Annotated in this window: 11 protein-coding genes; 1 reads left to right on the top strand and 10 read right to left on the bottom strand. The window is 37.9% G+C overall.

The window, feature by feature from the left end:
- Positions 1–93 precede the first annotated feature (93 nt).
- The gene (locus BLP81_RS02070) at positions 94–2550 is read left to right on the top strand and encodes a ligase-associated DNA damage response DEXH box helicase (protein ID WP_093365052.1); all 2457 of its coding nucleotides are present in this window, start codon (positions 94–96) and stop codon (positions 2548–2550) included.
- Positions 2551–3094: 544 nt separating this feature from the next.
- Here the strand turns inward: BLP81_RS02070 and pncA are convergent.
- The 10 genes from pncA to BLP81_RS02020 all read right to left on the bottom strand — a co-directional run bounded on the left by pncA (position 3095) and on the right by BLP81_RS02020 (position 15224).
- Complete coding sequence (pncA, locus tag BLP81_RS02065) at positions 3095–3685, bottom strand: bifunctional nicotinamidase/pyrazinamidase (RefSeq protein WP_093365050.1); 591 nt, start codon at positions 3683–3685, stop codon at positions 3095–3097.
- Entirely contained in the window at positions 3682–5094 is a 1413-nt protein-coding gene (locus tag BLP81_RS02060) for a nicotinate phosphoribosyltransferase (RefSeq protein WP_093365048.1), read from the bottom strand. Before BLP81_RS02060 ends, pncA begins: the two co-directional genes overlap by 4 nt.
- 75 nt (positions 5095–5169) lie before the next feature.
- The gene (locus tag BLP81_RS02055) at positions 5170–7563 is read right to left on the bottom strand and encodes a tetratricopeptide repeat protein (protein WP_093365045.1); all 2394 of its coding nucleotides are present in this window, start codon (positions 7561–7563) and stop codon (positions 5170–5172) included.
- 64 nt (positions 7564–7627) lie between these two features.
- Positions 7628–8380, bottom strand: a complete 753-nt coding sequence (locus tag BLP81_RS02050) for a glycosyltransferase family 2 protein (RefSeq protein WP_093365041.1) — start codon at positions 8378–8380, stop codon at positions 7628–7630.
- Positions 8380–9726 (bottom strand): undecaprenyl-phosphate glucose phosphotransferase, encoded by a 1347-nt coding sequence (locus BLP81_RS02045; RefSeq protein ID WP_093365038.1) that lies wholly within the window; start codon positions 9724–9726, stop codon positions 8380–8382. The genes BLP81_RS02050 and BLP81_RS02045 overlap by 1 nt, the downstream gene beginning before the upstream one ends.
- Positions 9727–9729: 3 nt before the next feature.
- Positions 9730–10716, bottom strand: a complete 987-nt coding sequence (locus tag BLP81_RS02040) for a UDP-glucuronic acid decarboxylase family protein (RefSeq protein ID WP_093365035.1) — start codon at positions 10714–10716, stop codon at positions 9730–9732.
- Positions 10717–10876: 160 nt separating this feature from the next.
- On the bottom strand, positions 10877–12184 hold the full coding sequence (locus tag BLP81_RS02035) for a UDP-glucose dehydrogenase family protein (RefSeq protein ID WP_093365033.1): 1308 nt from the start codon (positions 12182–12184) through the stop codon (positions 10877–10879).
- Positions 12185–12380: 196 nt separating this feature from the next.
- Positions 12381–13595, bottom strand: a complete 1215-nt coding sequence (locus tag BLP81_RS02030) for a WcaI family glycosyltransferase (RefSeq protein ID WP_093365032.1) — start codon at positions 13593–13595, stop codon at positions 12381–12383.
- The gene (locus BLP81_RS02025) at positions 13588–14136 is read right to left on the bottom strand and encodes a putative colanic acid biosynthesis acetyltransferase (protein ID WP_093365030.1); all 549 of its coding nucleotides are present in this window, start codon (positions 14134–14136) and stop codon (positions 13588–13590) included. The genes BLP81_RS02030 and BLP81_RS02025 overlap by 8 nt, the downstream gene beginning before the upstream one ends.
- Positions 14133–15224: a glycosyltransferase gene (locus tag BLP81_RS02020; RefSeq protein WP_093365028.1), complete on the bottom strand. Its 1092-nt coding sequence runs from the start codon at positions 15222–15224 to the stop codon at positions 14133–14135. The genes BLP81_RS02025 and BLP81_RS02020 overlap by 4 nt, the downstream gene beginning before the upstream one ends.
- Between the last annotated feature and the right edge of the window lie 7 nt (positions 15225–15231).

Here is a 15231-nt window from a genome sequence, read left to right as displayed (position 1 = left end):
AGAAACTGAGTTTGAATCTTATCTCTGATTAAAGAGGCGTTTTGATACTGGCAGAGATACAACTTGATTTTAAATATACTTATGTTTGTAAGTATGTCGAAATCTCCAGATATTTCACTATTTGCAAACTGGTTTGCTGCCAAAGGCTGGACGCCCTTTGAGTTCCAAACCGAAACCTGGCAGGCTTATGCTGAAGGTAAACATGGCTTATTAAATGCGCCGACCGGTAGTGGAAAAACCTACGCCCTTTGGGTGCCTATTTTTCTGGACATCCTAAAGCTAAAGGCTCAGCAAAAACGTAAAACTTCGAGTCTGAAGGCGGTTTGGATCACACCACTTCGCGCCCTTTCTATTGAAATACAACAGGCCGCCGAGCAACTCATCACCGATCTGGATCTCGATATGACAATTGGTATTCGAACGGGTGATACACCTCAAAACGAACGAGCCAGGCAAAAACGCAACATGCCGGATCTTTTGGTCACGACTCCGGAAAGCCTGCAACTGCTGCTGGCTTCCAAAGACTACCCTAAAACCTTTAGAGATTGCCAGGCCATTGTCGTGGATGAGTGGCACGAATTGCTGGGCACCAAGCGCGGCGTGCAAATGGAATTGGCCCTTTCCAGGTTTAAAACCATCAATCCTGATTTAAGAATTTGGGGAATTTCTGCTACGATTGGTAATTTGGAACAGGCCCGAGAGGTACTTCTGGGCGTCAACCCAAAAATATTGGATAATTCCACTTTAATCAAAGCTGATTTGGAGAAGAATATCCATGTCCAGAGTATCATTCCTGAAACCATGGATAAATTTCCCTGGCGCGGGCATCTGGGCTTGCATTTGCTGGAAGACGTCATACCCATCATCAAGGCTTCCAAAACCACTCTATTGTTTACCAATACCCGATCTCAATGTGAAATTTGGTTCCAGAAGATTTTGGAAAAACATCCGGAATTTGCCGGAGAACTGGCCATGCATCACGGCAGTATCAACAAAGACACCCGGCTTTGGGTGGAAGGCGCCATCAGAAATGAAAGCCTTAAAGCTGTGGTTTGCACCTCCAGCTTGGACCTGGGCGTTGACTTTGCGCCTGTAGAAACCATCATACAGATTGGAGGCCCAAAAGGAGTTGCACGCTTCTTACAACGCGCCGGAAGAAGTGGGCATCAGCCCGGGAAAACCAGTGTGATTTACTTCCTGCCCACCCACGCCATCGAGTTGATTGAAGCTTCTGCCCTGCAAAAGGCAGTAGAAAGCAAAGTAGTTGAAGACAGGTTGCCTTACCTCAATAGTTTTGATGTATTGGTTCAATACCTGACCACTCTGGCGGTATCTGATGGATTTTATCCCAAAGACATTTTACCAGAAATCCAATCGACCTTTTGTTTCCAGACCCTGAGCGAAGATCAATGGGTTTGGGCGCTCAATTTTATCACTAAAGGTGGGGAAGCACTTCAAACTTACGATGAATACAGAAAAGTAGACATTGAAGACGATGGACGCTATAAAGTTAACCGAAAAGGCATTGCCATGCGGCACCGTCTGCAAATCGGTACGATTGTGAGTGATGCCGTGCTGAGCGTAAAATACATGACTGGCGGCTTTATTGGTTCTATTGAAGAATGGTTTATATCCAAATTGAAACCCGGGGATGTGTTCACCTTTGCTGGTCGGAATCTGGAATTGGTCAGGATTAAGCAAATGCAAGTACTGGTAAGAAAATCCAAGTCCAAAACGTCCAAAGTACCGAGCTGGATGGGCGGCCGATTGACCTTGACGTCTCAAATGAGTGAACTTTTGAGAGAGGAACTTTACAATAGTGATGCTGAAGGAAAGAGCCCGGAACTGAAAGCACTGGAACCGATTTTTGAACGCCAGAATTTAGAATCGATCGTTCCAAAACCTCATCAGTTTTTGATTGAAACCTTTAAGACCCGGGATGGCTATCATCATATTTTCTATCCGTTTGAAGGTCGGTTTGTACACGAAGCCATGGGAAGTTTGCTGGCTTATCGCATCAGTTTGTTATCGCCGATTTCGTTTTCACTGGCCTTCAATGATTATGGGTTTGAACTGTTGTCTGACCAGCCCGTGGATATGCAGGCGGTTCTGGATAATGATTTGTTTACAGCAGAGTATCTTTTGGATGATTTATCCAAAAGTCTAAACGCAACCGAAATGGCCAGACGGAAATTTAGAGATATTGCCGTGATTGCCGGCCTGGTGTTTACGGGCTACCCCAACAAATTGATTAAAAACAAACATTTACAATCCAGCTCCCAATTGATTTTCGACGTTTTTAAAGATTTTGACCCTGACAATCCATTGTATCAACAAGCCTTTACAGAAACCTTTGAACATTCTCTGGAGCAGGGGCGTTTGCAAAAGGCTTTGGAGCGCATTGCCACTCAGGAGATTACCTGGAAATCCTGTCAGAAACCAACTCCTTTTTCGTTTCCTATCATCACCGACCGGCTTAGGGAAAAATTGTCATCTGAAAAACTCAGCGACAGGATTCAAAAGATGATCAAGAAATTGCAGAAGTCATGAGCCTGCCTGCGTTTCCCTGGCAAAGGCAGGTGGTGAGCCTGCCTGCGTTTCCTTGGCAAAGGCAGGTCGTGAGTCGTTAGTCGTTAGTCGTTAGTCGTTAGTCGTTAGTCGTTAGTCGTTAGTCGTTAGTCGTTAGTCGTTAGTCGAAAATAAAAATTTGAAATGAAAAACAAGTAGAAAAGAAAATAGAACAAAGAGTGGTCAACTGGTCAACCTGCCCGACTAGCGTCAGTCAGGCGGGCTGGTCAACAATTAAAATATCTGAGGTAAACAAAAAATAAAAATCCTAAACTCTAATTCCCATCCCCTTACACCTAAACTTCACGCCGGCTTCAGGCGAAACCTTAAACTTCGGGCGCTACATAAAGTGAAAAACAAGTATGAAGCTGGATATCGGCAGCCTTTACATTTAGCAGCGGCAAATTCAAAAGAAACAATCACTGCCGCTATCTGATAATTTGTGCTAATCTGGGTTTTAAATTTGAGGTTGATTTATCACCTGAAAAAACCCTAAGCAATCACCCTACACTGACTTTAATAAAAATCAAACAAATACAACCCCTTCTGCTTTTAGTTCTTCTTTCTGCTGATTAAACCTATCCTGGTCTAAAGATTTGGTTGCTTTTTCCATAACTCTCACTTCAAAACCTTCTTTGAGCGCATCTTTGATGGTGAAATACACACAAATATCGCCCGCAAGTCCACAGATGTCTAAGCTTTCGCAGCCTTTATCTCTAAGATAGCCCGCAAGTCCGGTAGATTTTTTATGATGGTTGTCGTAAAAAGCACTATAACTATCGATGTTGGGATCGGTACCTTTTCTGAAAATGGCTTCTAAGCAATTGGTCCGCATGTTGGGGTGAAATTCTGAGCCTTCAGTGCCTTGTACACAGTGGTCTGGCCATAGAGTTTGCTGGTAACCATCGATTTCTTTGTCCTGAAATGGCTTGAAATTATCGTGATTGGAGGCAAAACTCATATGATGCTGTAGATGCCAGTCTTGTGTGGCTAACACCAGGTCGTACTGAGACTGAATCAAGTTGATGTGAGATATGATTTGATCTCCGTTTTCCACGGGCAAGCCGCCACCGGGCATAAAATCGAGTTGGGCGTCTACGATGAGTAAGGTTTTCATGCGTCTTTATTTTTGTAATGATTTCTCAGTGCCTCTCGTTCTTTAAGCAGTTGATCTGAAATTCCAATTTTATAGAGGTGTGGGTTTTCGAAACGCTGAAATTCTTCTGAAAATTCAGCAAGCCGCTTTCTCGAATAAACTTTGATATCTTCTAATCTTTTAGGAGGCTCTGTTCGTATTCCATCTTTCATCACATAATGCAATAAAGCTTCTTCATTGCAATTCTTGAAACTCAGGGATTTTGAAACATCAAACGGGTGATTCATATGTTTGATATCTGTTTCATCTCTTAAAGTGACAGCGTCAGCACCGGTTAGTTTACCTTCAGAATTTCTTAGTCTATAGACTTGCTTTTTGTGGGGCAGGGTAAGTTTGGCCAGGTTTTCTGAAAGTTTAATCCGCGGCTTATCATTCGCAAAAGCCAGTTTATAAACCCCATCCAGAGCCGCATCGGGATCACCAATAACCAGATTAGTACCCACACCAAAAACATCTATCGGCCCCTTTTGCTCTTTCAAGCTCCTAATGACATATTCGTCTAATTGATTGGAAGCAGCGATTTTCACGTGCTCCAATCCAGCTTCATCAAAAGCTTTTCTACATTTTTTGGCGAGATAAGACAAATCGCCGCTATCCAAACGAACCCCTTTTAATTCTTCACCTCGCGATTTCATTTCTTTGCCTACGGTAATTGCGTTGGGCAAACCAATTTTAAGCGTGTCGTAAGTATCTATGAGCAAGATCGTATTTTCTGGGTGGCTATTTGCAAAATCCCGAAATGCAGTAAGCTCGTCATCATAACTTTGAACAAAAGAGTGGGCCATGGTTCCCGAAATCGGGATGTTAAAATCTTTACCCGCAACCACATTACTGGTCGCTTCAAAGCCGCCAATAAAAGCTGCTCTGCTGGCATGATAGGCCCCGGTACTTTGCGCGCGCCGCATTCCAAAATCGATGAGCATTTGCTCTCCGGCAGATTTTCTGATGCGGCTTGCTTTAGTCGCCACCAGGGTCTGGAAATTGAGAATATTGAGTAAAATGGTTTCTATCAATTGAGCTTCGACCATATTGGCTTCAACTTGTAAGACGGGTCGGGTGGGGAAAACAATATCTCCTTCTGTAGCACTGATGATATTACCTTCAAATCTAAAGCCCTTGAGATAGTTCAGGAATTCAGAGTCTAATCCCTGGTCTTTTAGGAACTCTAAATCATCATCCGAGAATTTAAAATCTTCTAAAACCTCCAGTAAGGTCTCTAAACCCGCAAAAACAGCATATCCTCCTTCAAAAGGGAGTTTTCTGAAAAAGTAATCAAAAACGGCCTTATGCTCATGTTTACCTTGCTGAAAGTAAACCTGAGCCATATTGATTTGATATAAATCGGTGTAAGTTGCTGTGAAATCATGCATTTTCAAGGAGTTTCATCAAATTTAAGAAATGAAACTCTTGAAATTTTCAAATAGCCTATAAATTAATGCTAAAAGCTAAATAAAGTCGCTTTTTACCGGAACTTCGAAACAAATTCTGGTGCCGCTGTTTTCTTCGGAATAATCCACCCAGATGAGTCCACCATTTTCTTCAACATATGTTCTACAAAGCATGGTGCCTATGCCTTTCCCATCTTCATTTTGAGTGCCAATAGATGAGATAATCGATGAGTTCGTAAACAACATCCGTGCTTTATCCTGGTCCATGCCCACTCCAGTATCCTGAATACAAATCCTGTTAAAATCATCCTGTGTAGTTGCTGAAATCGAAATTTCATCGCCGGAATTACAGAATTTGATCGCATTGGAAATAATATTTCTAATCACCAGTTTAAAGGCGTTAGCATCCATATACATTGTAAACTGTTTTGAAACTTTATTATTCAAAATCAGATTTTTCTCTTTTAAAGCTGAGTTAAAAAAGTCTTCCATATTTTCTATCTCTTCGCGAACAAAAAATTCTGTTTTGTTCACCTGAGATTCATGAAGAGATTCACTGGCCCATTTCAGGAGATTGTCTATTAAGAGCCGTGTAGAAGTTATGTTTTTATTGATTTCCGGCACCCATTCTTTGAATTCTTCTTCAGAAACTTGTCCAGATACATACATGTCGAAAATCTGACTTAAGCTATTCACCGGACTTCTTAAATCATGAGAAATGATTGAAAAGAGCTTATTTTTTTGAAGATTGGATTCCCTTAGTTTAATGTTTTGTGTTTCAATCTCTTTGTTTTTAAGATTGAGCAAATGATTTGTTCTGGATTTATTCTTCTTAATATAAAGTAATAAAATAACGACGAGAATTAAAGCAATAGAGGAAATGCTAAGTCCAATGATAAAATTTTCCCTTTGACCAACCTTAAACTCATTTTCTAAATTTTGTTTTTCTTTTTCCAGTTCCATTTGCTCTTTAAGACTTTTGAAGCCTAATTCTGCTTCAAGTTTGCCTAGAGCTTTGCTTTTTTCTTCATCGAAGAGACTGTCCTTAAGCTTTGTAAATATTTCAATATGTTTCAGGGCTTCAGAAGCATCCCCTTTAGATTTTGAAATGTTATAGAGCAATTCCGAAGCAGCATATTCTTCAGGTAAAGCTTCTATTTCTTTGGAAATAGCATATGCTTTTTTAGCATAGAAATAGGCTGAGTCTAATTTTTTTTCTTTCAGACAAACTTCTCCTAAACCGTTATAAATGGATGTACAGGTATATTTATCATCCATTTCTTCGGCTATAAGTTTGGCTTCTTTATAAAAGTTCTTGGCTTCTGAAATATTTTCCAGTTTGAGGTGATTGTTTGCTATATTAGATAAGGTATTGGCAACATAAATTTTATTGCCCTGATCCCGATAAATAGTAAGTGCTGAGTCCAATGATTTCAGGGCTTTATCATACTGCTTTTTATTGGTTTGGATAATCGCCAAATTGGACAATAAGCTTGCGTAAGTAGATTTATCTATGCCTTTTATTAAATCAATTGCCTGTCTGTATAAAGAAGCTGCTTTATCGTCGTCGTTGATATCCAAATAAGAATTAGCCAAATTATTTAGGATTATACCTTGCAATCTTGGATTATTTATATCCTCGGCAGTGATCAAGGCGTTTTCGAAATATTCAATAGACTTTAAGTAATTTCCTTGTTTTCTGGCAATGTTGGCCAGGTTGTTATACATCCCAAGTACCATTCTGGGAACCTCCAGTTCTTTGAAGAGTTCAAGACTTTCAGATAGTTTTTTAACAGCTCTATCGAACTCTCCTTTTTTTTCCGCAATAAGTCCTTCTCCGGAAAGAATACTGGCTTTTATGCGAAGGTCTTTAAGATTTTCATTGATTCCTCTCGCTTCTGAAAATACCTGCAAAGCCTTGTCAAAATCACCCTGGTTCTGGTATACATTGCCCAGGTTTATAAGGTTATCTGCTGTCCCGGTTTCATTTTTAATTTTTCTGAAATAATGTATTGCCCGTTGGTATTTTTCTATAGCCTTATCGGTAGCTCCATAACTTTTGAGCAATACGCCATAGCTTTGATAAGCTTTGGCCACTAAAAGATCAGACTGTATTTTCTTAAAAATGAGAATAGCTTCTTCCATTTTTTCTCTGCTTTCAGTCTGGTCGCCTGCATAGAAGTAGTAGATGGATTGGTTTTTTAGGGCTATGCCTTTCCCTTTGGGAAATTTTATTTTATTAGATAAATTAAGCGCTTTTTGAGCATAAGGTAATATGCTGTCATAGCTTACGTCTATAAATTCAAAAGCGATTTCATTGAGAAGGCGAACCCGGATCGTATCAACTTTTGTAGTTTTTAACTCGGCTTTTAAGCTATCTATTTCAGGATGATATCCATATGAGGACAGGCTAAAAATAAAACAGATTATAATGATATAAAGTGACTTCATTTACTCAGATTGGAAGGCTAGCAATATATATCTAATTTGAGAAATTAAGAAGTAATTAAGAAGCTTATTTTTTATATTTTTTATACCCTAAATATGTCCACAGTGTTATATAGTATAAAGACCTTAAAGCATTGATATTCTCGACCTTCCTATAAAATTCCCACTGGTATTTTATAAGGTTGAATTTATTTCTCGAAAGCGAATTTTCTCGTATTCTGTAGATGGCATGAGGTTGTTTTATACCGTGAGCATATTGTGTTTCCTTGAGGTATTTCAACCATAGCCCCATGTCCTGACGCTTACGTATAAGAGGCATTTCTTTTTTACCCAATTTATGAATATCAACTACAGCCGTGAGACAGCTTATGGAATTTGACTTTAAAATATCGGTATAGGACACTTTTGAGGGAACTTCAAAATCTGGGTATACAAAATTTAAATCTTCGTCAGATCTTTTATAGGAAGCAAAAACAAAAGCATAGTCTTTTGTTTTCATGACCTTTAAAGAGTCCTTCAGGTGAAAGTCGAACCAAATATCATCGGCATCCAAAAAAGCGAGGTATCTTCCTTTAGCCAGGCTTATAGCCTTATTTCTGGCGACTGCAGGACCGCTATTTTCAGGCAATTTGATTAATCTGATTCTGGGCTCTGTTTTCGAAAATTCTTCTATGCGTTTAAGCGACTGGTCCGATGAACCATCGTCGACCAGAATATGTTCCCAATGTTCATGAGTTTGGTTTCTAACTGATGTTAAGGTCTCTTTAATGTATTTTTCAGCATTATAAACGGGCGTGATTATAGAGACCAAATCTGACATTAGTACGCTTTTTTCTCGCCTTTAACAGCATTCATAACGGTTTGAAAAATAATCTTTATATCCAAGAGCAAGGACCAGTTTTCCAGGTAAAAAATATCATATTTCACCCTGTTGATGATATCCTGATCGGTTTCCACTTCACCCCTGTAACCACTAACCTGAGCAAGACCGGTAATTCCCGGTTTAATGAAATGTCTCACCATAAATTTGTCTACGTTTTCTGCAAAGTTATGCGTATGGCTTACCATATGAGGTCTTGGTCCCACCACACTCATATCCCCTTTAAACACATTAAAAAACTGAGGCAATTCGTCGATACTCGTTTTACGCATAAATTTACCGATTTTAGTAATCCGTTTATCGTTTTTATTGGCCTGATGGAGATCGGCCTCCGGATTAGGTTTCATCGACCTGAATTTATAGCAGTAAAATTCCTCGTAATCCAGTCCATTGCGCTTTTGCTTAAAAAATACGGCTCCTTTGCTTTCGATTTTTATACAAATCGCTATCAAAGGGGTTAGCCATGATAAGATAAAAACGATCACCCCTAAGCTTAAGAGGATATCAAAAAACCGTTTTAAAAATCTATTCACAGGTATATCTATCGGAATTTTCCTAAGTGAGAGTATCGGCAGATAACCATAATACTCATAGTTCAATTTTCTCGAATACACATCTTTGTTATCCGGTAAAAACTTGAGAACTTTCAGATTGTTATCCGCAAATTTTATTATAGAATTGATCTGTTCATTAGTGAGCTTTGCCATCGAACAGTAAATCTCATCGACTTCATTTTCCAAAACGAACTTATGTATGCTTTCAATATTGGAATTGGATCTGATTTTAAAAAGCTTCTGACATTGATAGCCGTATTCAGGGTTATCATCAAAGAAAGATTTTAACTGCTGGCTCTTGGGAGAGTCTCCTATAATAATGGTTGTTCTGAAATTACCACCAAGACCCTCACGGTATTTTTTTAAAAAAACATGAAGAGAGACTTTAATTAAAAATATAACTGCAAATGACTTGCCCAGATAAAGAAATATTCGATTCGGGTCTCTTCCAAACTGGTAGAAATAACCAAAAAAACCAAATACAAGCAAAGTAAATAGAACGCCCTGAAAAAACGTAAGCGAGGCTATCTTTACAAATTTGGTATATCTGTAAACCTCATAAAAATTAGAGTAAAGGGATAGAAGTATCCACGACACAGTCACATAAGAAAAGAAGATTATATTCATTTCCAGCCCAAACTTAAATTGGGAGGCGAAAAAAATGAGAACTGCTAAATCTATCAGATAGGATGCCGGTCTGATATAAGTGGAATATCGTCCTGTTCTGGCCATATATTATTTCCTGTTATGAACTGAAAAGTCTTTATGTTCGCTTCTTTGTAATTCTTCTTTGGAAAGCGATTTGAAATAGTCGTACGTCAGTTTCATACCTTCTTCCCTATTCACTTTAGGTTCCCAGCCCAATATCGATTTAGCTCTGGTGATATCGGGTTGCCGTTGCATCGGATCATCTTTCGGAAGAGGTTTAAAAACGATTTTCTGCTCGGTCCCTGTCAATTTGATGATTTCTTCAGCAAAGTCTAAAATAGAGATTTCATACGGATTCCCAATATTAACCGGTTCGGCATAATCGCTCAGCAAAAGTTTATAAATACCTTCCACCTGGTCGTCGACATAGCAAAAGGAACGGGTCTGGGAACCATCTCCAAAAACAGTGAGGTCTTCTCCTCTTAGCGCCTGACCGATAAAAGCCGGAATCACCCGACCGTCATTAAGACGCATGCGGGGACCGTAAGTATTGAAAATCCTGACAATCCTGGTCTCCAGTCCATGAAACCGATGGTACGCCATGGTCATAGACTCCTGGAAGCGTTTGGCTTCATCATAAACTCCTCTGGGGCCGATCGTGTTGACATTTCCGTAGTAATCTTCGGTTTGGGGATGAACCAAAGGATCCCCATATACCTCGCTTGTGGAGGCGATTAAGAGCCGTGCGTCTTTGGCTTTGGCTAAACCCAGTAAATTATGGGTCCCTAAAGACCCCACTTTGAGGGTCTGAATGGGTATCTTTAAATAATCTATGGGACTTGCCGGTGAAGCAAAATGGAGAATATAATCTAACTCATCAGCCACATGAACAAATTTACTAACGTCATGGTGGTAAAACTCAAAATTATCCAGTTTAAAAAGATGCTCGATGTTCTTAAGATCTCCTGTGATGAGGTTATCCATACCAATCACCTTAAAGCCTTCATCAATAAACTTATCGCAAAGGTGAGACCCCAAAAATCCGGCAGCACCAGTAATTAAAATTTTTTTCATTATGGATTGATTATATAGGACTACTAATTTGTTCTACATACAAAGTTATAAGATTTAAGCATATGAGCGCTAAAACTTTTATGGAATAAAAAACTGCACAGTTTTAGAGTTGAACTCCGAAACTATGCAGTTAACTTCTCCGTGAATCTTATAAAAACACTTACACTTTTTGTCTTCCTATGGAAATATAGTGTATTCCTTCTTTAGCTAGCTCCACCGTTGGATATAAATTTCGACCATCGAAAATAACAGGCTGCTTTAAATTTGATTTTAAGCGCTTGTAGTCTGGTGTTCTAAAAATACTCCATTCTGTACAAATCAGTAATGCATCTGCGCCTTCTGTCACTTCATACATGTCTTTACCAAAACCTATTTTATCGCCATACTTTTGCTCCACATTATCCATAGCTTCAGGATCAAAAGCTTTCACCTTAGCGCCTGCTTCCAATAATTTGTCAATCATATACAAGGCTGGGGCTTCGCGAATATCATCGGTTTCCGGCTTAAATGCCAGTCCCCAAATGGCAATGGTTTTACCTTTTAAATCCCCATCAAAAAATGAAGAGATTTCCGGGTATAAGATCGTTTTTTGCCTTTCATTGACGTCTACGACAGCCTCTAAAATTTTGAAGTCGTAGTTGATGTCTTTTCCAGATTTATGCAGTGCCTTGACATCTTTAGGGAAGCAAGAGCCCCCATAGCCTATGCCTGGAAATAGAAAGCGTTTTCCTATTCTGGAGTCCGTTCCCATTCCAATTCTGACTTTATCCACATCTGCGCCAACTTTTTGACAGTAATTCGCGATTTCATTCATAAAGGTGATTTTGGTCGCCAAAAACGAATTGGAGGCGTATTTAGTCAGCTCAGCTGACTTTTCATCCATGATGATGATAGGATTACCAGATCTCACGAAAGGCTGATACAAGCGCTGCATGATTTCGATCGCTTTCTCGCTACTAGAGCCAATCACAATACGTTCTGGTTTTAGGAAATCGTTCACCGCAAAACCCTCTCTTAGGAATTCGGGGTTGGACACCACATCAAAGTTTGTTTTACAGGCTTTGGCAATTGTAGAATGTACGAGATCTGCAGTTCCCACAGGGACCGTGCTTTTATCAACAATCACTTTATAGGAGGTGATGTATTCACCAATTTCTTTAGCCACGCCCAGGACGTATTTTAAATCCGCAGAGCCATCCCCATCTTCCGGAGTCGGTAAAGCCAGGAAAATCACCTCGCCAAAGTCCAGACCTTCTTTTAAGTTAGTGGTAAAGTTCAACCGACCTGCTTCAATATTTCTATCAAACAGCACATCCAAATGAGGTTCATAGATTGGAACGACACCAGCTCTCATCTTATCTACTTTGTCTTGATCGATATCGACACAAAGGACTTCATTACCATTTTCTGCTAAACAGGTTCCTGTCACCAGGCCGATGTAGCCTGTTCCGATGACTGCTATTTTCATAAGGTGGGGTTAAGTTTTGAGTTTCTAAAATAACTCAAAATATTAGTTACTAAAAATTGAATTTATTTTAAGGAGTCAAAAATATAGGTTTTTGATGTTAAAATATGAACTGAAGGAAATTATTTGAAACCTTTAGTATGATTAAATTTTTTCTATAGTATTACGAATAAAAGCTAGAAAGACCATTCACTAAAACTTAAGATATATTTTCAATTTCATTCTTGAATTTTTTTAAAACTTCATCTTTAGAAAAAATTTCTTTAACGTAAGTTTTTGCATAAGCTCCCAGCTCACTGCTTAACTCTTTATTTTCCTTTAGATATTTTACATACTGAGTTATTTCTTGTACTGATTCTCCATCTAAATAATATCCCCCTTTTGATTCTTTGAGTACACTAGCTACTTCACTTTTTAAGTTTCCCGTAATTATTGAAGGTTTCCCGCTAGCCATCATACCTAACAACTTAGAAGGCATAACAGTATCAATAACATCAGTTTTTTGAAAAAGAATGTGAACATCTGCACTTGAAAGTAATGAAGGTAATTCAGAATAAGGCACTAAATTAAAGTGTTTAGCAAAACTAAATTCCTTTAGTCCTTTAACAACTCTATCTTTTTCAGCGCCCTCACCTACGACTATCACTTCTATATTATCGACACCACGTAGTTCACTTAGAAAATTGAAAAAAAGATTCCAGTCTTGTTTTGCTCCTATATTACCTGAATATAAAATTTTAAATTTTTCTGAGCTTAAATATGGATGACTATTGTTGTTTACTGATGAAAATAATGAAACATCAATCCAGTTTGTCAGGTAATATGTGCTTACTCTTGTTTTATTCTTTAGCTTGCTAAGCATGGCGTGGCTAATTGTAGAAACTACATCTGCTTTATTCAGCAATTTCCTTTCTACCCATAATAATGACTTAAAAATATTATTTGATTTTTTTTTCATTAAACCAGAATCTAAAGCTGCATCAAATTCAAAATCTTGAATATGCACCCATAATTTTGACTTATATCTGATTTTTAAAAGCCACCCGAGAAATACCGAAGTTGTAAAAGGTATAATTGTAATAACCACATCCGGTTTAAAAGTCTTAAATAAATTAATTAGACTACCTAAAGTAAAACTGAGAAGGTGAAGTATGCGTTTTATAAAACTTGGATTACTTGGCACGTATTGTTTTACCCTTAAAACTTTCACGCCATTAATAGTTTCACTTAAAAATAATGGCCTTTTATTGTATTTATCCTGAATTTTCCACTGAGGATAGTATGGAAATCCTGTAATAACTGTTACTTCAAAGCCATTTTCTACTAAATATTCTGCTTTTTGAGTAGTGTATAAGCCTATAGCACTATCTTCAGGATAATAATTAATTCCGACTATTAGTATATTTTTACTCAATCTTTCGTATTCTTATAAATTTAGCTGGTGAACCTGCGTAAACTGAAAATTCATCTAAATTTTTAAACACTGAACTTCTAGCACCTACAACTGTTCCTTTTTTAATTGTTACATCTGGGGCTACAAAGACATCAGTGGCTAACCAACATCCATCTGTAATTAATATTTTTTTTGCATAAATAGGAAAATCTATTTTATCATAATCATGTGAACCAGTACAAATATAACTCCGTTGAGAAATAACGGTATTATTTCCAATTTCAATCTCACCTAATGAGTATAAAACTACTTCATCCCCTATCCAACTATAATCTCCAATTGTCACTTTCCAGGGGTAAGTGATTTGGGCTGATGGTCTTATAATCACTTTTTTTCCAATCTGGGCTCCAAAACTTCGGAGCAGAAACCGTCGCCAACCATAAAAGACCTGAGGAGATGGTTTAAAAAGAAGTGCATACACTAACCACCATAATTGTACAGTCCATTTAGATCTGCCCCTAAAATTTGGAGGGAGTTGAAATTTATCTAATTCAAAAATCATTTTTCTTTTATTATATCTGAATAAATGCTAACCCAATCTTGAAGTCTATGTTCCCAAGAATAATTTTGTTTTACAAAATTATAAAGTCTTTCACCATTGATATCTCTTTGCTCTTTGCTCCAGGAAGCTGCCTCTTCAAGAGCTGACGTGAGCTCTTTTTGATTTGGATTAATCAAAATACCTCCATTTACATTCCACTCCCTTTTAAGGCCAGTTTGATGGGTTGTGATTACAGGTGTTTTTTGTGAGGCTGCCTCTAGATTAACCATCCCTACCACTTCTGAATAAGATGGAGCTACAAACACATAAGCATCCTTAAACAGTTTCATCTTTTCTTCACCAGTGACTAATCCAAGAAACTGGACCTTTTTTTGTAAGTCCAATTTCTCTATTAATTTGACTAACTCAATTTTATAATCATTAAATTCTCCTGCAATTTTTAAAATTAAATCATTCACTTTTAATTTAGAAAATGAACTAATCAATAATTTGATGCCTTTTTTTTCATGTAATCTACCCACATACAGCAAATATTTCTCTGTTGAATCATTTATGCAATTTGACAATTCAAAACTTATTAAGTTTGGTATTTCAACAAAGTCAGATTGAGGAAAAAGCGGCTTTAAATTATTTTTTTCAGCCGAGGTGATAGCGTGTATTCTTGATGCTTTCGAAAATAGAGATTTAACTAGGAGATTAAAATATGCACTTTTTTTCAACCTCCCTTTTGTCCAAAGCCAAGGCTCATACATTCCGTGGGGAGAAAGAATAAAGGGTATATTATGTTTCAGAGCAAATTTAGCTGCTTTATACTGAGGGTACATCCAGACTCCATGTATATGTAGAATATTTATGTTTTTTTTTAAAATTAAATCTACAAGCTTTTTATTCCATTGGACTGAATAAAGCCAAGGCTTACCTTTTGCATCACTTACAAGTTCTATATTATCTCCTTTTTCTTGTTGTGATGATAAAATATATGAATTTATATTCTGAAGATTGTTAAGATTATTACTTAAGTCATTAATCACTGTACGTAACCCTCCACTATCTAGACTAAAGTCTTCTGTTATATGGAGTATATTCATATTAATG

Source organism: Psychroflexus sediminis, assembly GCF_900099815.1.
GTDB lineage: Bacteria > Bacteroidota > Bacteroidia > Flavobacteriales > Flavobacteriaceae > Psychroflexus > Psychroflexus sediminis.
Note: the sequence above shows the minus strand (reverse complement) of the source record. Positions and strands in the feature narration are given on the sequence as shown.

Coding starts and splice junctions, on each gene's coding strand:
- BLP81_RS02060 (WP_093365048.1), bottom strand. CDS start 5,094: ATGCATGATTTCACAGCAACTTACACCGATTTATATCAAATCAATATG.
- BLP81_RS02025 (WP_093365030.1), bottom strand. CDS start 14,136: ATGATTTTTGAATTAGATAAATTTCAACTCCCTCCAAATTTTAGGGGC.
- BLP81_RS02020 (WP_093365028.1), bottom strand. CDS start 15,224: ATGAATATACTCCATATAACAGAAGACTTTAGTCTAGATAGTGGAGGG.
- pncA (WP_093365050.1), bottom strand. CDS start 3,685: ATGAAAACCTTACTCATCGTAGACGCCCAACTCGATTTTATGCCCGGT.
- BLP81_RS02045 (WP_093365038.1), bottom strand. CDS start 9,726: ATGGCCAGAACAGGACGATATTCCACTTATATCAGACCGGCATCCTAT.
- BLP81_RS02070 (WP_093365052.1), top strand. CDS start 94: ATGTCGAAATCTCCAGATATTTCACTATTTGCAAACTGGTTTGCTGCC.
- BLP81_RS02035 (WP_093365033.1), bottom strand. CDS start 12,184: ATGAAAATAGCAGTCATCGGAACAGGCTACATCGGCCTGGTGACAGGA.
- BLP81_RS02040 (WP_093365035.1), bottom strand. CDS start 10,716: ATGAAAAAAATTTTAATTACTGGTGCTGCCGGATTTTTGGGGTCTCAC.
- BLP81_RS02055 (WP_093365045.1), bottom strand. CDS start 7,563: ATGAAGTCACTTTATATCATTATAATCTGTTTTATTTTTAGCCTGTCC.
- BLP81_RS02050 (WP_093365041.1), bottom strand. CDS start 8,380: ATGTCAGATTTGGTCTCTATAATCACGCCCGTTTATAATGCTGAAAAA.